Genomic DNA, 19,423 nt, shown 5'->3' on the forward strand with positions numbered 1-19,423 from the left:
CTTGCCGCATTTCGAGGTGGGCGATCTGGCTGGGGTGGTGCCCCCGGGCAGTGCAATACCCCGTTTCTATTCGCTCGCCAGCGGGTCGCGCGACGGTGTTTTGGAGATTTGCGTGCGAAAGCTTCCCGAAGGCTTGTGCTCCCAATTTCTTCACGGCTTGAAAGTGGGGGAGCGGATGAACGCCTTTATCCAGCTCCATCCGGATTTTCGCCCAGTGTCTGGTGAGGCGCCTGTCATTCTCATCGGCGCCGGCACAGGGATCGGGCCGTTGGCGGGTTTCATCCGCAACAACACGGGCAAACATCCCATGTACCTGTATTGGGGCGGGCGCGACCCTGCTTCCGATTTTCTCTATGAGCCCGAACTGAGCCGCTATTTGGCAGATGGCCGGCTGACACAGTTGCATGCGGCCTTTTCGCGGGTCAAGGACGGCGAGTACGTACAGGATCGCGTCATCGATGATGCGGAGCAACTGCGCCAGCTCATGGCCAATGGCGGGCAAATTCTGGTCTGCGGCAGCCGTGGCATGGCAAAAAGTACCCTGCAGGCACTGGACCAAGTGCTGGCCCCCATTCACCTGGATACACAAACGCTCAAGGCGCAGGGACGTTACCGTGAAGATGTTTTCTGAGGTGCAGAACTCCTCTGGCACGCCGGCGCAGCGCTACAGCCTGAACGGCGAAACCATGGGCACACGGTACAGCGCCGTTTTTTTTGCGCCGCCGGGTCTCGATGCGGCTGCAATCCATGCCCAGTTGTTTGCCGCAGTGGACGCGGTGGATCGACAAATGTCCACCTGGAAGCCCGACTCGGACCTGAGCCGCCTCAACGCCGCTCCGGTGCAGCAATGGCTCACCATGCCCCCCGAGCTGGTGAGCGTGCTGCTGGCATCGCTGCAGTTGGGGCAGCAGTCCCTGGGGGCGTTTGATATCGGTGTGGGGGCCGTGGTCAACGCCTGGGGTTTTGGCCCCGGCCAGCAGCAACCCGATGCGCAGCAGATCAAGGCGCTCAAAGGCCAGCCCCATCGCTCTGCAATAGAAGCGCTGGATATCGACCCCGGCAATCACCGGGTTCGCAAACGGGCTGCCATCACGCTCGATCTTTCAGGCATCGCCAAAGGCTTTGGGGTGGACCAGTTGGCCCATTGCCTGGATGGCTTGGGAATCGCCAGTTATCTGGTGGGAATTGACGGCGAAATGCGTGCGCGTGGCCTGAAACCAGACCAGCGACCGTGGGCCATAGCGATTGAGAAGCCCCTTCGGGGCGTGCGTGAGGCCATGGGCGTGATGGAACTCACCGATGCGGCCATTGCGACCTCGGGCGACTACCGCCACTGGATTGAAGTGGCGGGCCAATACTTTGCCCACACCATGAGCCCTTCCCTCGGGCGGCCCTTGAACAACCGGCTCGCGGCAGTCACGGTGGTGGCCCCCACCTGCATGCTCGCCGACGGATGGGCAACCGCACTGCTGGTGCTCGGTGAGGAGGCCGGAGTCCGGTTGGCACAAGAGCGGGGCATGGATGCGGTGTTCGTGTTGCGGGATGGCGATGGATTTGAGGAGATCGCCATTCACACTGGGCAGCGTCAATAGTGCGTTTGAGCCGAATTTTGCGTGGGCGCAGCTTGGGTGCTGCTTGCTGGAGCTGGGGGAATGGTCGTGAGGGCGCGGCGAATCCTTGTTGACCGCCGAGGTGGCAGCGGCCCTGGCCTTGCGGCTGCGGCTGCCGTTTGTGCTGGGGGCGGCGGCGGCGAGGGTAGTGTGGTGGTGAGTGATGCCGGACTGGTGGATGCGGTCAGCGCTGATGCGTCTCAAAATCCGATGTATCGCAGGCGGATCGAATACGTCCTCAAGTATGAAGAAGAGATGAATGAGTGGCAGCTACCGGCCAGGAGCTGACTTTCGAAGTGGCGGGACGGCCACCCGCTCAGGCTGGTTAGAGTCGTTCAAACTAAGCTACTGAGTGTCCGTTAAAGCGGATACCTGACATTGCCAAGTCACCGCCCGTCTGCGCGGTTTAGCCCCGACGGAGAAGCTGTTTGCAGCCGTGACCTCGCCGGGGCCGATCACTTGCGAAACCTGTCCGTTTGGCATGGAATTCGGATGTGACCATTCCAGTATCGCTATGATCGCGACCAATACTCAATAGCCATTTCATACTTCATGCGCCGACTGCTCGCAGTCATCCTGTTGCTCTCCTTCTTCTGCCAGGCCTTCGCAACGGCCCGTCAGGTGGTACCGTTCGACCATGAGGGAGCATTCCAGGTGGTGCACGCCGAGATGCATTTGGATGGTGCCGCGCACCACCATGACGAACACGGTGTGATGCACCAAGACGATTCCCGGGAGTCGATCCAGCACATGCTTGCGGAAGCAGGTCCAGGAACCGCAGCACTTTTCCATTTCCCCTTGCTGTCGCATCCTCTCGACGGCTCGCCTGCACCGGCAGAGACCGACGAAACCGTGAGCCCATCCCCCTATCTGGACGGGTTGCGACGACCCCCCAGAGTGATTTCCTGATCCACCCTTAGCGCCCCGCTTCTCACACGAAAGCGGGGTTGTTCATCGGTGCGGCAGTCCTTTTGATCAGGCGCTGACGCGTCAAAGATCCCGGATTGCTGCCTTTGATCGGTCAGGAATCACGTGCGTTTTGTTATTTCCGGGTTTGCGGTGCGTTGCGCCACAGGCTGCGCGTTGAGCTGCGCCCTTGTCGGCGCTGCGGTTGCGCAGTCCAACACCGCCCCTTCACTTTCTGCCACGGCATCTCCTGTGGCTCCAACACTGGCACAAGCTGTGGATGCCGCATGGCAGCGTGCTACGCAGGCAAGAGAAGCTGAAGGTCAGATGCAGCGGGTTGCGGCGGATCGTGTGGCTATCTCCAGCCTGTGGGCGGCCCCACCGGCGCTGGAGTTTTCCTACCGGGACGACCGCTGGCAAACGTCCGCTGGACGCAGGGAAGCCGAGGCCGGCCTGGCGTGGCCGCTGTGGTTGCCTGGGCAGCGCAATGCACGCGGCGCTGCTGTGGATGCCGACGTAGAGCTGTCACAGGCTGCCGTTCAAGCGGGGCGCCTGCATTTCGCGGGACTGGTACGGGAAGCTGCCTGGGGCATTGCCGCGCAAAAGGCCGAGGTCGACCTGGCTGACGCCCAAGTGCGATCTCTGCAGGAGATATCCGATGACGTGCGCCGCCGTGTCAAAGCGGGTGATCTGGCCCATGCGGATGCGCTTGCCGCTCAATCCGAAGCGCTGGCTGCGCAATCTGCACAGATGGCTGCACGGCAGCGTCTGAGCGCCAGCCTGTCTCAATGGACAACCCTGACGGGCATAGCCCTGGCGCCTGATCTCACGGCTGCCCCGGTTGTTGATGGTGCTGCAGTTTCACCAGGCGGGGCTCACTTCACCGTTGAAACCCACCCCGATGCGCGTGTCGCTGCGCTGACGGTTGAGCGCGCTCGCAAGCGGCTGGACGTGGTGGCCGTCACAAGGCGCGACCCACCTGAACTGCTCCTTCGTATCCGGCAAGACATGCCGGGTAGGGGTGAGTCGGCTCAAAACAGCATCGGCGTAGGTGTGCGCATTCCCCTGGGCACAGCGAGCCGCAACCAGCCGCTGCAAGCTGCCGCACTGAGTGAGCTGGATGTAGCGCTGACCACGAAACAGCGAACCGAGGAGCGGCTGGCTGCTGACGCCGCGATGGCGCAGTCTGCGGTGCACACGGCAGAGCAGCAACTGGAAGCGGAGCGCCAGCGCTCGGCACTCCTGCGGGAGCGTGCCACGCTCATTGAACGATCTTTCAAGGCGGGTGAAACACCGCTGCCGGAGTTGTTGCGCGCTCTAGCCGCAGCCTCCCAAGCCGACACCAGCTTCGCACGCCAGCAAGTGGCCCTGGGCCTGGCCCGCGCCCGCTTTCAGCAATCTCACGGAATCCTTCCATGAACCTCTTGAATCCATGCCGCCCTCGTTGCCGCCTCTCATTGCTGGGTGCAGGCTTCGCCGTGCTGGTGCTTGCCGCAACACCCTGCTATGCCGCGCCAGGTGCGCACGGCCCCAATGGCGAGCACCTGGATGCCCCCGCTCAAGCTGGGGCCCAAAGTGGCACCGGACCCAGCTTTGAGGCCCGCTCGGAAGCCTTCGAGTTGGTGGGCCGGCTGCAAGGCGGAGAGTTGTCCATCCTGATCAACCGCTTTGCCACCAATGAACCTGTGCTCAATGCCACAGTGGAAGTGGAGACGGGCGATCTCAAGGCGCCTGCCAAGTTCCATGCAGATATGGGCGACTACGCCATCGACGATGCCAACATGCTCAAGGCCCTGGCGGCGCCCGGTGACCACCCCATGGTGGTCACCGTACTGGCGGGCAATGACTCCGACCTTCTGGACGGCACCCTCACGGTCGCGGGCGCCATGCTCGATGACCATGGTCACCCCCACGACGACGGTCACGCCCATGGGCCCTCCCGAACGGTCTGGCTGGCTGTGGCCCTGGCGGTCCTGGCGGCGGTCGGTTGGTTCCTTGGCCGCACGCCGAAGGCTGCAGGTACGTCCTCCAAAGGAGGTGCGCTGTGAACTCATCGACTCAAAAAACCAAGGCAACCAGCATGCTCCATGTTTTCGGCTTGAGTGTCATCACGTGCATCGCGGCGATGTTTCCACCTGCTGCCGTCGCAGCGCCGGGTGCCCATGGGCCGAACGGTGAGCATCTGGATGCCCCCACGGCGGTCAACGCATCCGGTTTGATGCGGTTGCCAGACGGCAGTGTCAACGTTCCGATGCTCGCCCAACGGCGCCTGGGCATCCGCACACAGTTGACCTCTGAAACCCAGGCAGCAGCCACCATCGAGTTGTCAGGCCGGGTGGTAGTGGACCCCAATGCGAGCGGTCGGATTCAGGCAATCCATGGGGGTCGCATCGAAGCGGGACCGCGCGGGCTACCGGTCGCCGGCCAGACCGTGCGCCAGGGAGAGGTACTGGCCTATGTGGCCCACCATGCAGAGCCTTATGCGTTGGCAAATCAACAGGCCCAGCTGGCCGAGTTGCGCAGTGGCCGAGAACTGGCTGCACAGCGGGTGCAGCGGCTGCAGTCCCTCGAAGGCACGGTGCCGCGCAAGGAGATCGAGGCGGCACGTGCTGAGCTGCAGAGCCTTACCGCGCGCGAAAAAAGCATTGGAGCGAGCCTTGCTGCCCGAGAGGCCTTGCTGGCTCCCGTCTCCGGGGTGATTGCAAGGGCTGATGTGACCAAAGGCCAGGTGGTTGAGGCCCGCGAAGTGTTGTTCGAGGTGATTGACCCGGCACGCGTGCTGGTGGAGGCCACTACGGCAGATCCTGGCTTGCCCGCACGCGTCGGCCAAGCCCACATGCAGGGGGTGCCTGGAGTCAAGTTGCAGCTGGTCGGTGCTGCGCGCAGCCTGCGCGATGGCGTGCTGCCAATGACCTTCAGGGCGGTCCCGGAGCAATCGGGCACGGCTTTGCCGCTGGCGGTCGGACAGCCCGTCACCGTCGTGGTCTCGCTGAACGAGCAGGTCAAAGGCTTCGTCCTGCCTGCGCAGGCCGTCGTGCGCAACAGCGCCAACGAACCGGTGGTCTGGATCAAGTCCGGTGCAGAGCGCTACATTCCCCAACCGGTGCAATATCGGTCTTTGGACGCCGCCACGGTGGTCGTCACGCAGGGCCTGGGCGCTGACAACCGCGTGGTGGTGCAAGGTGCGCCGCTGATCGCGCAGATCCGCTGAACGGAGCCCATGCAATGTTCAATTGGATCGTAAGGAACAGCCTTCACAACCGCCTGTTCGTCCTGGCAGTTGCGGCGCTGCTGATGGTTTATGGGGCCATCACAGCGTGGCGCACGCCAGTCGATGTCTTTCCCGACCTCAACAAACCCCTGGTCACCGTCTTGACGGAAGCAGGAGGTATGGCACCCGAAGAAGTCGAGCAACTGGTGACCTTCCCCCTGGAAACCGCGCTCAACGGTATGCCCGGAGTCACGCGGGTGCGCTCTACGTCTGGGGTGGGCCTGTCCATCCTCTATGCCGAGTTCGATTGGGGGACCGACATCTACCGCAACCGCCAGCTCGTGGCGGAGCGCCTGGCGCTGGTGCGGGAGCAACTCCCCGGGGGCATCACGCCCGTCATGGGGCCAGTGTCTTCCATCATGGGCGAAGTCATGCTCATTGCTCTGCCCTTGACGGCAGGCGATGGCAAATCCCCTGCAGCGACACCCATGCAGGCCCGCGAGTACGCGGACTTCGTGCTGCGCCCCAGACTGCTGTCGATTCCAGGGGTGTCTCAGGTCATCCCTATCGGCGGCGAAGTACGCCAGCTGCGGGTGGAGCCGGACACGGCGCGCATGGCGCAGTTCGGGGTGACATTGACGCAGATCGAGCAGGCCCTTCGAGGCTTTGCGGGGAATGCGGGAGGTGGGTTCATCGATCTCAACAGCCGTGAATTCCTCATCCGCCACATCGGTCGCACCAGCCGTGTCGAGGACCTGCAAGGCGTGGCGGTGGCCTGGAAGGACGGCCGTGCCATCCTCTTGGAACAGGTGGCCAATGTCCGGTTCGCCGCGGCCATGAAGCGCGGCGACGCCGGATACAGCGGCGTGCCTGCCGTCATCGTCAGTGTGCAAAAGCAGCCTGCGGCCGATACCGTCAAGCTCACCCACGCCATCGAAGCGGCATTGGGGGATCTCAAGCAGGGGCTGCCCGTGGGGTTGGCTGCTCCGAAAGTGTTGTTTCGCCAGGCTGACTTCATCGAGGCGTCCATCGGTAACGTGACCGAGGCCTTGCGGGACGGCGCCATCATGGTGGCCATCGTGTTGTTCGCCTTCCTGTTGTCCGCGCGAACCACTTTGATCTCGCTCGTGGCGATACCCTTGTCGCTGGCCGTGACAGCCATGGTCTTCCGGCTGCTGGACCAGTCCATCAACGTCATGACTCTGGGTGGCCTGGCCATTGCCATTGGCGAACTGGTGGACGACGCGGTGGTGGATGTGGAGAACATCCTGCGCAGGCTGAAGCAAAACCGTGCCCAGGGCAATCCACTGTCCATGCTGGAGGTCGTGCGTCGGGCGAGCGTGGAAGTCCGCTCGGGCATCGTCTACGCCACCGCCATCGTGGTGCTGGTGTTTGTGCCGCTCTTTGCGCTGCCGGGCATCGAGGGTCGCCTGTTCACGCCCCTGGGCATCGCCTATATCGTGTCGGTGCTGGCATCGATGCTGGTCTCAATGACGGTGACGCCGGCGTTGTGCCTTTACCTGTTGCCGGGGATGAAACGGCTGGACCATGGTGACAGCACCCTGGTCGCCTGGCTCAAGCGGCGGGATGCGCAAGTGCTCAGCTGGTCGTTTTCTCGCGCCAAGGTGCTGATGTCTGTCGCTGCACTGGCGGTAGCTGTAGCAGCTGCAAGCGTCCCGTTTTTTCCACGCACCTTTCTGCCTGCCTTCAATGAGGGCTCGCTGGTACTGGGCATGGTGTTCAACCCAGGCACGGCGCTGGCGGAAGCCAATCGCATGGGGGCGTTGGCCGAGACGCTGATTGCTGAGGTCCCCGAGGTCACCCAGGTGGGGCGCCGGACGGGGCGGGCCGAGCTGGATGAACATGCCGAAGGCGTGCATTCGGCCGAGATTGATGTGGACCTGAAGCGGTCCGCCCGGGACCGCGAGGCCGTGATGGCAGATATCCGTGCCCGTTTGGCCGTCCTTCCAGCCCAGGTGGCCATTGGCCAGCCTATTTCCCACCGCCTGGATCACCTCTTGTCAGGGGTGCGGGCGCAGATCGCGCTCAAGATTTTCGGCGATGACACGGACACCTTGCGGGGCCTGGCCGAGCAGATGCGCCAGGGAGTCTCGGGCGTTCCAGGGCTGGTGGATTTGACGGTGGAAAAGCAGGTGCTGATCCCCCAGATCACGGTACGGCTGGACCACCGCAAGGCCGCGCAGGTTGGGCTGTCCCCGGGGGAGGCTGTGCGGCTCCTACAGGCCCTGACAGATGGTGCCCATGGTGCGCAGATCGTGGATGGACTTCGCCGCTATGAACTGGTGCTGCGCCTGCCCGATGACAAACGCAGCCCGCAGGATCTGGCGCGCACACTGATCGACACCCCAGCGGGGCAGATACCGGTGTCTGCCATCGCCACGGTCGAGGAAACCGATGGCCCCAACCAGATTGGCCGAGAAAACGGTCGTCGGCGCATCGTGGTCTATGCCAACACGGACGGCTCCGACATGGGCCGCGTCATTGCAGACATTCGTGCGGTGATGGCAAAGACGCCATTGCCACCGGGGACATTTCTGAGTCTGGAAGGCCAGTTCCAGGCCCAGGAGCAAGCGATGCAACTGATCGTCGGCTTGTCGCTGGTGTCTTTGGCAATGATCTTTCTCGTTCTGTATGTACGCTACAAGTCGGCTGTGTTGGCCGGGATCATCATGGCCAATATTCCGCTTGCGCTGATCGGCAGCGTGGCTGCGATGTGGCTGGCGGGGGTGAGCCTGTCGGTGGCCTCCATGGTGGGCTTCATCACGCTGGCGGGCATTGCCACGCGCAACGGGATTTTGAAGGTCAGCCACTACATCAACCTGTGCAAGTTCGAGGGAGAGGTCTTCGGCCAAACCATGATCGTGCGCGGCTCGCTGGAGCGGTTGACCCCGGTCTTGATGACGGCGCTGGTGGCCGCCTTTGCGCTCACCCCGCTGCTACTGGCGGCCGACGCCCCGGGTAAGGAGATTCTGCATCCTGTGGCGGTCGTGATCTTTGGCGGGCTCGTCAGTTCGACCTTGCTGGACACCTTGCTCACGCCCGTGATGTTCTGGCTGTTTGGGGAGCGGGCGATGCGGCGCCTGATCGAGGCCGATGCCCAGACGCAAACCGAGGTCACAACGACGCAGGAGGCCTATTGACCCCGCACCGATCACTGTAGTTTTAGTTGTTCCCGTAGGCATTTAGGCGCCGCATTTTCAAGCGCGCAGTTTCACGCAACTTCTCATCCAAAGGAAAATCCAATGACTGCTAAGACGAACCTCTCCAAACTGGTGGCGGTCCTTGCAATGTTTGCTGCATCCGCACTATCTGCCCCCGCTGCAATGGCCCACGGTGCCGCTGGCCCCCTGCACGGAGGTGTCGTGCAAACCGCCTCTGATTTGTCATTTGAGCTGGTTGCTACTGCTGAAGGCGCGGCGATCTACATTCAGGACCACGGTAAAGATGCCGATGCTTCGCGATTCGACGGCAAATTGACGGTGCTCAACGGCGCAGAAAAGTCCGAAGCGCCCCTGAAACCAGCAGGTGCGAACAAGCTGGAGGCCAAGGGAGTCAACCTGTCCAAGGGGGCCAAGGCAGTCGCGGTGCTGACCACTAATAGCAAGAAGAGCATCACCGTTCGTTTCACAATCAAGTAAGGCCCCCATGGCGCGCGGATCTCTTTCCTTGCCTGCACTGCGAGGCGGTCTACTCGCCTTGCTGGCTGCAGCCTTGTTCGGCATCAGCACCCCGCTGGTTCAGCGGCTGGGTGCAGGGCTGGGGGCGTTCACGACGGCCGCGCTGCTGTACGCAGGGGCGGCTGTCGTCGGTGCCTTGTCCCTGCGGACCTCCGCCCACGAGGCAAGGTTGCAGAGATCCGATGCTTGGCGCCTCATCGCCATGGCGGGATTCGGCGCCGCCCTGGGGCCTGTCGCCCTGTCCTGGGGCCTTCAACACACGAGCGGGGCCAGCGCCTCGCTCATGCTGACCCTGGAAGCGCTGTTCACCGCCACGTTGGCGTGGTGGTTGTACAGCGAAACCATGGACCGCCGCGTGTGGGCTGCGATGCTTCTTTTATTAGCTGGGGGCATGGCATTGGTGATGGATCAGGGCCTGCAGGGCGGCGCGCAGCTGCTTGGTCTGCTTGCCGTGCTGCTGGCGACTACGGCTTGGGGCGTGGACAACACCTTGTCCAGGGAACTGGCCGAACGCGATCCCAGCCAGGTCGTGATGGCAAAGGCCTCGCTGGGTGCCGCTGCGACAGCATGTCTTGCCATGGTGTGGGAAGAGCCTTTACCCTCCATGACTGTAGCTCTTGGGCTCTTTGCTGTTGGTGCCACGGGATATGGCTTGAGCCTTCGGTTCTACCTTCTGGCGCAGCGGGCTTTTGGTGCGGCGCGGACCGGCTCCGTGTTCGCCTTTGCTCCTTTCATCGGTGCGGCTGTGGCGTTCGGCTTGGGTGAACGGTCTGCGGGGTGGCTGATGCTGCTCGGCGGTCTTCTGATGCTTGCGGGGGTGCTTCTGCATTTGGCCGAGAGTCACGGGCATGAACATACTCACGAGCCGATGGAGCATGAGCACGCCCACCGTCATGACGATGGACACCATTCGCACTCGCATGACGTGATGCCCACGGGGAGCCACAGCCACGTGCACTTGCATGAACCGGTTAACCATGCCCATCCCCATGCGCCGGATATCCACCACCAGCACAGGCATTGACCAGATCAGATGCCCCGAGAATATCGCAAAGGAACTTTGATGATGAAGGATTCGACGCCTTCGCTGGTTGCGGCGTTGGCATGCGTGGCAATTTCCGGCTGCAGCACGCCTGTCTACGAGAGTCAGTACGCTTGGGACTACGGCTGGAGTGTCGGCACAGTAACCAAATTGATCCCACCGGAGGAGTTCCAGTAGACGGGTCGCTCTCGCTGCGGACAAATGGAACTCGGTCCCACGGACCAGGTTGCTGTGATCCGATGGCGGCAAGTCACCCGAACCCGTGGGCACTTCGCCAAAGTGGCCTCAGGCACTGGCATGGCAGTTGGCGACGAGGTTTACTTCAATGCATGGACGTGTGGCCAAGCTCCTATAGTGCCCAAGGTCCCGCATGGGGCCAAGCCGGTGCTAACGCCACAGAGGCTGACGTTGTTGAGCCTCAACGAGACGGACTCTTTATGACCGTGCCTTCGTACACCACACTGCCCGCATCGCGGTACTGCAATTCCCCCCCCTTCACTCGCCCCACGTCAAAGCAGACGGGCGAGACCTTGCCGACCTCGGGCAGTAACAGACACAACTTGTTGTTCTGCACGCTCCAGCGTCCGCTGCGCGTGCGGCCGTTCTCTGAACGCTCCATGCGACCGTCCAGGCGGTATTCATGCCCCCAATGGCGCCCGTCGGTGACATGGTGCCCGCCCAGCATGGCGCGAATTTGCGCGGTGGTCAGCTTGGTTTCAGGAGGCGCCGCGCAGGCCAACGGCACCAGCATCGTGCATAGAAAATGCGCACACAACGCCATAGACCACGGCTTGCATCGCCCTATGAAAACTCGTAAAACTGTTACTGGTACTTCCCTAATAGTCGCTTTCTTAGCCTCACTCGCCGGATGTGAAAAGCAAGGCTCACTTGGAAAAAGTGACCAAAGCGGTCACAGCCACAGCCACGAGTGATGGCGGTTCACGTTCTGGCATCGCTCAGCGCAGCAGCGCTGGCCACTTCTGCGCCTTGTCCTTCCACTGCGCGTGGCACGACACACAGGACACCTGCAACTGCGACAGCGCGCCGGTGGCGGTCATCCAGTCGCGGCTGCGGGTAGCCTTGAGGATGTCGTTGGTGTTCTCATCGAGCACCTTGTCGTAAGTTACCAGGGCCTGCTTGAAGCCGGCCTGGTCTTCGGGCTTCATGATGGCCCAGGGTGAGTGGTTGGGTGCCGGGTGCGTGAAGATGATGTTGGCGCCCTGCTCGACCATCTCTCGGTTGTGGGTCAACACGCCTTCTTGCATCATCCCGATGGACTTGCCCATCAGGGTCATGAGTTCCTTGTAGGTCATTTCGGCCTTGCGCATGCCGGCAACGAGGTTTTCGGCGGTGTCCTGGGCATGTAGCGGCAGGGGCAGCAAGGCAGCGACGAGCAGGGCGGTGGCGATCTTTTTCATCTGAAGCTCCAGGGGGTGTGGATGGGATGACTCAATGTTAGGCAGACAGGCCTTGTGCCGTGTGTCTGCGCCCCCCCGTTTGGTGAGCTTGCATGACAGGGCCTCACTTGACATGCTGTGTTACCAAGATGCCGCCTTGGCCTGCTGCAGCGGCGCGAAGATGCAGCCATCGCAACCCGGGAACCAACACCATGAACCACTTCCGCTACGCCACTTCACAGATCGCCGTCCACTGGCTGGCCGCCGTCCTGATCCTATTCCTGCTGGTCACCGGCACCTTCGTGCTGGCCGAACTGCCCAATACCGCGGACAAGATTGGCAACTTCCGCATTCACATGATCCTGGGTGCTTTGGCGGCCCTGCTGGTGGTGGCGCGCGTGGTGCTGCGCCGGGTCAAGCCCCGGCCGCCGGCCGTCGTCGCCGAAAAGTGGGCGCACCTGGGCCACATGGGCCTGAACCTGTTGGTGCTGCTGTTGGCCGTCAGCGGCGGGGTGCTGGCGCTGCAGAGCGGCGTGTTGGCCGCGGTGCTGGGCTCGGCGCCATTGCCCGAGTCGCTGGACGGCTGGACGCTGCGCAAGGTGCACGGCCTGGTCTCTCGCCTGCTGATGGCGCTGGTGGCGGTGCACGTGCTGGCCGCTCTGTACCATCAATGGGTCGTCAAGGATGGCCTGCTGCTGCGCATGCGCCCCGGCAAAAAAAGCACATGAGTCCCACCCCCAAGCACCTGCTGGTCGTCGATGACGACCGCGAAATCCGCCGCCTGATCGAGGAGTATCTGACCCAGGCCGGCTACCGCGTGTCCAGCGCGGCCGACGGCAAGGCGATGCGGCGCCTGATGGAGCAGCACCGCTTCGACCTGGTGGTGCTGGACCTGATGCTGCCCGGCGAAGACGGTCTGAGCCTGTGCCGCGATCTGCGCAGCCGTTCGAACATTCCCGTCCTCATGCTCACAGCGCGGGGCTCGGAGATCGACCGCATCGTGGGCCTGGAGATGGGTGCCGACGATTACCTGGCCAAACCCTTCAACCCGCGCGAACTGCTGGCGCGCATCCGCAGCATCCTGCGCCGCGCGCAGGCGCTGCCGACCAACCTGGTGCCCGAAGAGGTGGCAGTGTTCCGCTTCGCGGGCTGGACGCTGGAGGTGGCTTCGCGCAACGTGACTGCGCCCGACGGGTTGGTGGTGCCGCTCTCGGGCGCCGAATTCCGGTTGCTGCGCGTGCTGCTGGAACACCCGCACCGCGTGTTCTCGCGCGACCAGTTGCTGGAGCTGACCAATGGCCGCGAAGCCATTCTGTTCGACCGCAGCATCGACGTGCTGGTGGGGAGGCTGCGCAAGCGCCTGCGCGACGACGGCAAGGAACCGACCCTGATCAAGACCGTGCGCGGCGAAGGCTACGTGCTGGCGGCCAGCGTGGAGGCGCTGTGAAGCTCTGGCCGCAGTCGCTGTTTGGCCGCCTGCTGCTGCTGATGAGCGCCGGGCTGCTGATGGCGCAGCTCGCGGGTTCAATGCTCCAGTCGTGGGACCGGCAGCGCACGCTGAGCCACACCGTGAGCCACGAATTGGCGCAACGCATCGCGGCCATCTATCGGGTGATCGAGGTTCAGGCCGGCCCGCAGCGGCAGGCCATGGCCACTCTGTTATCCACCCCCAGCCTGCAGATTCACATCGTCGATTCGGCACCGCCAGCGACCGCGGCGGCGCCGTCGATGCTCGACAACCTGCCCGGCCACATTACCGAAGTGCTCGGCCAGCGCGCCGAGGTCCGCACCAGCGAGTTGCCGAGGCTGGGGCGGTTCGCGTTCAAGCTGCACCTGCGGCTGTCGTCGGGCGAATGGCTGCGCCTAAACGGCAGCGCGCCGGAGGGGGTGTTTGCGCTGCCCTGGAACCTGCTGTTCAACCTGGGCCTGATGCTGGTGGTGGTGGTGCTGCTGGTGGCAATGGCCGCGCGCAGCACAGTGCGCCCGCTGACCGAACTGGCTCGGGCGGCGCACAGCCTGTCGCGCGATCTGCGCAGCCCGCCCGTGCCTGAGACCGGCCCGACCGAAGTGCGCGAGGCGGCGCAGGCGTTTAACGCCATGCAGTCGCGCATCCGCAGCGGCATTGAAGAGCGCGAGCGCTTTCTGGCCGCTGTGTCGCACGACCTCAAAACGCCGCTCACCCGCATGCGCCTGCGCACCGAAATGATGGCCGATCCGCAGCTGCGCGCGCAGCTGCAGGCCGACACCGACGACATGATGCAACTGCTGGACGGCACGCTGGATTTTCTGCGCGGCAAAGCGGTGGAAGAACCCCTGCAGCGCGTCGATCTGGTGGCGCTGGTGGAGAGCTTGGTCGAGGACTACCAGGGCGTGGGCATGGTCACGCTGCAGGCACCGGACGCGCTGCAGTGGTCGTGCCGGTCAAAGGCGCTCAAGCGTGCGCTGACCAACCTGATCGACAACGCCCTCAAGTACGGCGGCCACGCCCACGTGGTGCTCGCCACCGGGTCGTACGGCGTGGAGGTGCTGGTGCAGGACAAAGGGCCGGGCTTGCCCGGGGACGAGCTGCAAAAAGTCTTCGAACCCTTCTACCGCGTCGAGCACTCGCGCAGCCGCGACACGGGCGGCGCGGGCCTGGGGCTGGCCATCGTGCGTCAGATTGCCCGAAGCCACGGTGGAGACGTCGAGCTGAGCAATCGGACCGAAGGCGGGCTTCAGGCGCGACTGTCAATGGTGTCCAAATAAGAGTCAATCGCTGGTCAGCTTCGGTACCACAAGCGGCCGCCTGTCCTTCATCAAGCAACGCCACTGGCACGACCGCTGCCAGGCGCAGGCCGCAAGGTTCGGTGCGAAGCGCACGGACGGCAAACGCTGCGGACAAGTCACTCACCAGTGAGGGCTGGAGGACAGCAACGGGGCGTTCTCTGCCATTCACCGCTGAGCCGATTGCCGTTGCTGCCCTTGAGTAGTTCCCGGGGCATGCCTTGCTGCGTAAGGGTTTCAGGCAAAGCGGATCGCAAACCGCATCAGTACACTCATTCGGCAAGAGGCCACGCAGCCCTTGGTAATCCGATTTGCCTGAAGGATCCCCCACATGACCGATTCATCCCCCTACACCCCACCCGCCATCTGGCAATGGAACAAAGAGAGCGGCGGCAAGTTCGCCAGCATCAACCGCCCGGTGGCTGGCGCCACGCACGATAAAGACCTGCCCGTGGGCAAGCACCCGCTGCAGCTCTATTCCCTCGCCACGCCCAACGGCGTCAAGGTGACGGTCATGCTGGAAGAGTTGCTGGCGCTGGGCCACAGTGGCGCCGAATACGACGCCTGGCTGGTGCCCATTCAGGAGGGCGCGCAGTTCAGCAGCGGCTTTGTCGCCGTCAACCCCAATTCGAAGATTCCGGCGCTGATGGACCGCAGTGGGGCCGAGCCGGTGCGCGTGTTCGAGTCCGGCGCCATCCTGTTGTACCTGGCGGAAAAATTTGGCGCCTTTGTGCCCACCGATCCTGCCCAGCGGGCCGAGTGCCTGTCGTGGCTGTTCTGGCAGATGGGCAGTGCGCCGTTTCTGGGCGGCGGGTTCGGGCATTTTTATGCCTATGCGCCCGAGAAGTATGAGTACCCGATCAACCGGTATGCCATGGAGGTCAAGTGCCAGATGGATGTGCTCAACCAGCGCCTGGCCGCGCACGAGTATCTGGCGGGCAGCGAATACACGGTGGCCGACATGGCAGCCTGGCCGTGGTACGGCGCGCTGGCCAAGGGCCAGCTGTACGAGGCGGGTGAATTTTTGCAGGTGCATGAATACACCCATGTGGTGCGCTGGGCCGACCAGATTGCCCAGCGCCCGGCGGTGCAGCGCGGCCGCAAGGTCAACCGCACCTGGGGCGAACCGGCCAGCCAGTTGCACGAAAGGCATGACGCGAGTGACTTTGACACCCGCACGCAGGACAAGCTGAACCCCGCCTCCTGACCCTTTCTCGCCGCCAAGGACTTTGCCATGATCACTTTGTATGACTGCGCCACGGCGCCCAGCCCGCGCCGCGCCCGCATTTTTCTGGCCGAAAAGGGCCTTGCCCACGACACCGTGCAGGTGGACCTGCGCAGTGGCGAGCAACTGGGCGATGCTTATCGGCGCATCAACCCGCAGTGCACGGTGCCCGCCTTGCGCACGCAAGAGGGCTTGCTGCTGACCGACAACGCGGCCATTGCTGCCTACCTGGAAGCGCGCTACCCCAGTCCACCGCTGCTGGGCGAAACCCCCGAGGAAAAAGCCGAAATTGCCAGCTGGAACTGGCGCATGGAGTTCGAAGGCCTGCTGGCGATTGCCGAGGCGCTGCGCAACAGCGCGCCGGCCATGGCCAACCGGGCGCTGCCGGGCGCGGTGGACTACCCGCAAATCCCGGCGCTGGCCGAGCGCGGTCTGGCGCGGGTGGCGCAGTTTTTTACCCTGCTGAACGAGCGCCTGGCGGGCCGCGACTTTATTGCCGCCGACCGCTTCAGCGTGGCCGACATCACGGCGGTGGTGGCGGTGGACTTTGCGCGTGTGGTCAAACAAAAGCCCGGCGAGCAGCACCCGCACCTGCTGCGCTGGCGCGCGGCCATGGCGGGCCGGCCGTCGATGGCTCTTTGATCTCCTCATGAGCTCTGCCAAAACGCTGCTGATCGTTTACCACTCGCTCACGGGTGGCACGCGGCAGATGGCCGAGGCGGCGCGCGCCGGGGCGGCGGGAGAGGCGGCCTGCGCGGTGCGCATGCTGCACGCCGCGCAGGCCGGGCCGCAGGATGTGCTGGCGGCAGATGGCTATGTGTTTGCCACGCCCGAAAATCTGGCGGCCATGAGCGGGCAGCTGAAAGACTTTTTTGACCGCAGTTATTACGGGGTGCTCGACCAGGTCAATGGCCGCCCGTATGCCAGCCTGGTGTGCGCGGGCAGTGACGGCAGCAATGCGGCGCGGCAGATTGTGCGCATCGCCACTGGCTGGCGCCTCAAGCCCGTGGCCGAGCCGCTGATCGTGTGCACCCACGCGCAGACGCCCGAGGCCATCCTGGCGCCCAAGCAGATTGGCAATGAAGACCTGGAGCGCTGCCGGGCGATGGGCGAGGCACTGGCGGCGGGGCTGGTGCTGGGGGTGTTTTAGTTGCTATTGTATTAATAGCTTATGGCGCTTATATGGCAAGCGTTTGAGGCCAATTTTTCCTAAAAACTCAGCGCCAGGCCGTGGCCACCAGTTGGCTGTAGTGCACGCTTTTTCTGCCCAGCAATTGCTCAAAGACGGCCGGGTTGCCCACGTTGTCGCTGCCCAGCATGGCCAGGGTTTCGCTGCACCAGGGCGATTGGGGCACGGCGTCGCCCAGGCGCGCGCTCAAGGTGGTCAGCGGCTGCGGCAGGCGCAGCACGGTGGCGGGGCTGTGGCCCAGTTGCTGGCGCAGGCTGGCGATGAAGGCGCCCATGGTCAGCGCCTCGGGGCCGGTGCATTCGATGGTGCCGGTGTGCTGAAGCGCCGGGCCCAGCAATGCCACCACGGCAGCGGCCAGGTCGTGCACCGACACCGGCTGCACACGCGCTGTGAGCATGGGCCCGGGGAACAGCGCCAAGGGCAGGCGCGCCAGGTTCATGAACAGGGCGCTGCTGTCGCCGCCTTTGCCATACACCACGCTGGGGCGCAGGATGGCGGGGCGCAATGTGCCTTGTGCCGCCAGCGTTTGCAGGTGCGCCTCGGCCGCCAGCTTGGTCTGGGCGTAGCGTGTGCTGCTGCCTTCAATGCCCAGTGCCGATATGTGCACCACGCGCTGCACGCCCGCCTGGGCGCAGGCGTCGAACAGGGCGATGGGGGTGTCGCGGTGCACGGCGTCGATGGGGCGCGCGCGCGTGTCGCGCAGCACGCCCACGGCGTTGACCACGGCGTCGATGTCTTGCAGGCGCGGCAGCCAGGCGGCGGCCGTGGTGTCGTGGGCAAAATCCATGGGCACCTGGCCGGGCAGCAGCGTGCGGCTGCGCGGCGAAACACCGCCGTGCACGGTGTGGCCCGCGCGCTGCAGCGCTGTTTGCAGGGTGTGGCCAATGAAGCCGGTGGAGCCGGTGAGAAGGATGTGCATGGTGTAGCGCCTGAAATCTGCGTGGCTTTGGACGATAGACGGATTTGCAATTGTGTGCCGGGCAATGCCCCCCTTGCACCCAGAGCGCGCCCGGCCATGCCAATGCAAGGGGCGGATGCCTGAGTTGCCGCAGGGGCTGTCGCATGGGCAGCGCCGATCGGTGAAAATTGGCCCGGTCAGTTTTTGCCGGATTGGCAGCCCCAGCCTCCAGCCGGTCACGGAGTCAATAGACGGTGACCCATGGGCCCCCGCTCAGGCCCATGGGCAGTTGATGCTTTCCAAGTCCGCCAGCCTTTGGGCTGCTGCCTCGATTTTCTTCAACCCTTGCATTTACAGGAGATGCGCCATGCTGCATGACGATGCCCGATCCGATGTCAACGCCTTGCTCCCCGGTCGCGCCACCGAGGCGGGTGCCACCCGGCGCACCGCCTTGCAGGTGGCCATGGGCCTGGGTTACGCGGCAGCGGCGGCGCCGCTGATGGCGCAAACGGCCATCGCCACCCCGGGCGACGGGCTGGATGCGGGCGAGGTGAGCTTCACGGTCAATGGCTTCAGGGTGCCGGCCTACCGCGCCGCGCCTGCGGGCAAGACGGGGCTGCCCGTGGTGCTGGTGATCCAGGAGATTTTTGGCGTGCACGAGTACATCGCCGATACGTGCAGGCGCTTTGCCAAGGCCGGCTATCTGGCCATTGCACCCCAGCTGTATGCGCGCCAGGGCGATCCGTCGCAGTTCACCGAGATGGCCAAGCTCATGGCCGAGGTGGTCTCCAAGGTGCCCGACGCGCAGGTGATGGCCGACCTCGATGGTGCCGTGCAGTGGGCCGCAGCCCATGGCGGCGACCCGGCCCGCGTGGGCATCACGGGCTTTTGCTGGGGCGGCCGCATCACCTGGCTTTATGCCGCGCACGGTCCGGTCAAGGCGGGCGTGGCCTGGTATGGCCGCCTGGTGGGGCAGGCGAGCAACCTGACGCCCAAACACCCTGTGGAGCTGGCACCCATCCTCAAGGCGCCTGTGCTGGGCCTGTATGGCGAAAAAGACACCGGCATCCCTCTTGACACGATTGATAAGATGAAAACTGCCCTGGGCCAGGGCACGGCCGCGGCCAAGGCGTCACAGTTCGTGGTGTACCCTGACGCGCCGCACGCCTTTCATGCCGACTACCGCGCCAGCTACCGCAAGGAAGCGGCCGAAGACGGCTGGAAACGCGCCCTGGCCTGGTTCAAGGCGCACGGCGTGGTCTGAAACGGCCGCACCCCACGCAAAAGCCGCCCCGGCCACCGCGGGGGCGGCTTCATTTTTTGGGACCGTGTGCACCGCATTTTTATTAAAACATGCCGCTAAGGCATATCTAACAAGCGCATATAGCTATGACTTTAATAGCAATCATTCTGGCCACCCTGGCTGCGGGTATCGGCAGCGTCTGGCTGGCAGCGCTGCTGATGGGGGTGGGGCTCAAGGGGGG

The 19,423-nt window shown here is 64.0% G+C and carries 19 protein-coding genes; 16 read left to right on the plus strand and 3 right to left on the minus strand.

The genetic code is table 11. The annotated features are described in order from the left end of the window. From DTW89_RS14970 to DTW89_RS15015, 9 genes are all read left to right on the plus strand, one after another. Positions 1-631, plus strand: a 631-nt coding sequence (locus DTW89_RS14970; protein ID WP_236637161.1) for an FAD-binding oxidoreductase, incomplete at its 5' end; no start/stop codon positions are given. After that, positions 621-1,592, plus strand: a complete 972-nt coding sequence (locus DTW89_RS14975; RefSeq protein ID WP_236637163.1) for an FAD:protein FMN transferase — start codon at positions 621-623, stop codon at positions 1,590-1,592. The genes DTW89_RS14970 and DTW89_RS14975, both read left to right, overlap by 11 nt. A 570-nt stretch (positions 1,593-2,162) precedes the next feature. Continuing rightward, positions 2,163-2,519: a hypothetical protein gene (locus DTW89_RS14985; RefSeq protein WP_081739339.1), complete on the plus strand. Its 357-nt coding sequence runs from the start codon at positions 2,163-2,165 to the stop codon at positions 2,517-2,519. A gap of 324 nt (positions 2,520-2,843) precedes the next feature. Further along, the gene (locus DTW89_RS14990) at positions 2,844-3,935 is read left to right on the plus strand and encodes a TolC family protein (RefSeq protein ID WP_236637162.1); all 1,092 of its coding nucleotides are present in this window, start codon (positions 2,844-2,846) and stop codon (positions 3,933-3,935) included. Then, positions 3,932-4,564: a hypothetical protein gene (locus DTW89_RS14995; protein ID WP_201741018.1), complete on the plus strand. Its 633-nt coding sequence runs from the start codon at positions 3,932-3,934 to the stop codon at positions 4,562-4,564. The genes DTW89_RS14990 and DTW89_RS14995 overlap by 4 nt, the downstream gene beginning before the upstream one ends. A 32-nt stretch (positions 4,565-4,596) precedes the next feature. Next, a complete protein-coding gene (locus DTW89_RS15000; protein WP_201741019.1) occupies positions 4,597-5,727 on the plus strand; it encodes an efflux RND transporter periplasmic adaptor subunit in 1,131 nt (376 codons plus the stop codon). Positions 5,728-5,741: 14 nt separating this feature from the next. Next, the gene (locus DTW89_RS15005) at positions 5,742-8,888 is read left to right on the plus strand and encodes an efflux RND transporter permease subunit (protein WP_114656520.1); all 3,147 of its coding nucleotides are present in this window, start codon (positions 5,742-5,744) and stop codon (positions 8,886-8,888) included. 102 nt (positions 8,889-8,990) lie between these two features. Further along, positions 8,991-9,386 carry a hypothetical protein gene (locus DTW89_RS15010; protein WP_114656521.1) on the plus strand — a complete coding sequence of 132 codons (396 nt, stop codon included), beginning with the start codon at positions 8,991-8,993 and terminating at the stop codon, positions 9,384-9,386. A 7-nt stretch (positions 9,387-9,393) separates the two neighbouring features. Then, positions 9,394-10,449 (plus strand): DMT family transporter, encoded by a 1,056-nt coding sequence (locus tag DTW89_RS15015; RefSeq protein ID WP_114656522.1) that lies wholly within the window; start codon positions 9,394-9,396, stop codon positions 10,447-10,449. Between the two features lie 436 nt (positions 10,450-10,885). Here DTW89_RS15015 and DTW89_RS15025 read toward each other — a convergent pair whose 3' ends face one another. Further along, the gene (locus DTW89_RS15025; protein WP_114656523.1) at positions 10,886-11,218 is read right to left on the minus strand and encodes a hypothetical protein; all 333 of its coding nucleotides are present in this window, start codon (positions 11,216-11,218) and stop codon (positions 10,886-10,888) included. A gap of 205 nt (positions 11,219-11,423) precedes the next feature. After that, positions 11,424-11,885: a hypothetical protein gene (locus DTW89_RS15030; RefSeq protein WP_024814355.1), complete on the minus strand. Its 462-nt coding sequence runs from the start codon at positions 11,883-11,885 to the stop codon at positions 11,424-11,426. A gap of 191 nt (positions 11,886-12,076) precedes the next feature. Between DTW89_RS15030 and DTW89_RS15035 the strand changes: the two genes are divergently transcribed. The 6 genes from DTW89_RS15035 (at position 12,077) to DTW89_RS15060 (ending at position 17,002) form a co-directional block, all read left to right on the plus strand. After that, positions 12,077-12,592: a cytochrome b gene (locus DTW89_RS15035; RefSeq protein ID WP_024814356.1), complete on the plus strand. Its 516-nt coding sequence runs from the start codon at positions 12,077-12,079 to the stop codon at positions 12,590-12,592. After that, entirely contained in the window at positions 12,589-13,311 is a 723-nt protein-coding gene (locus DTW89_RS15040; RefSeq protein ID WP_035240933.1) for a response regulator, read from the plus strand. The genes DTW89_RS15035 and DTW89_RS15040 overlap by 4 nt, the downstream gene beginning before the upstream one ends. After that, positions 13,308-14,609 (plus strand): ATP-binding protein, encoded by a 1,302-nt coding sequence (locus DTW89_RS15045; RefSeq protein WP_035240938.1) that lies wholly within the window; start codon positions 13,308-13,310, stop codon positions 14,607-14,609. The genes DTW89_RS15040 and DTW89_RS15045 overlap by 4 nt, the downstream gene beginning before the upstream one ends. Before the next feature lie 349 nt (positions 14,610-14,958). After that, positions 14,959-15,834 carry a glutathione-dependent disulfide-bond oxidoreductase gene (gene yghU, locus DTW89_RS15050; protein WP_114656524.1) on the plus strand — a complete coding sequence of 292 codons (876 nt, stop codon included), beginning with the start codon at positions 14,959-14,961 and terminating at the stop codon, positions 15,832-15,834. Positions 15,835-15,861: 27 nt separating this feature from the next. Beyond that, positions 15,862-16,494, plus strand: coding sequence for a glutathione S-transferase family protein (locus tag DTW89_RS15055; RefSeq protein WP_114656525.1), 633 nt, complete (start codon positions 15,862-15,864; stop codon positions 16,492-16,494). 7 nt (positions 16,495-16,501) lie between these two features. After that, complete coding sequence (locus tag DTW89_RS15060; RefSeq protein WP_114656526.1) at positions 16,502-17,002, plus strand: flavodoxin family protein; 501 nt, start codon at positions 16,502-16,504, stop codon at positions 17,000-17,002. 67 nt (positions 17,003-17,069) lie between these two features. Here the strand turns inward: DTW89_RS15060 and DTW89_RS15065 are convergent, their stop codons facing one another. Then, entirely contained in the window at positions 17,070-17,960 is an 891-nt protein-coding gene (locus DTW89_RS15065; protein ID WP_114656527.1) for an NAD-dependent epimerase/dehydratase family protein, read from the minus strand. Positions 17,961-18,306: 346 nt separating this feature from the next. Between DTW89_RS15065 and DTW89_RS15070 the strand changes: the two genes are divergently transcribed. Continuing rightward, positions 18,307-19,203, plus strand: a complete 897-nt coding sequence (locus tag DTW89_RS15070; protein ID WP_114656528.1) for a dienelactone hydrolase family protein — start codon at positions 18,307-18,309, stop codon at positions 19,201-19,203. Positions 19,204-19,423 lie beyond the last annotated feature (220 nt).

Source organism: Acidovorax sp. BoFeN1, from assembly GCF_003345135.1.
GTDB classification, from domain to species: domain Bacteria; phylum Pseudomonadota; class Gammaproteobacteria; order Burkholderiales; family Burkholderiaceae_C; genus Acidovorax; species Acidovorax defluvii.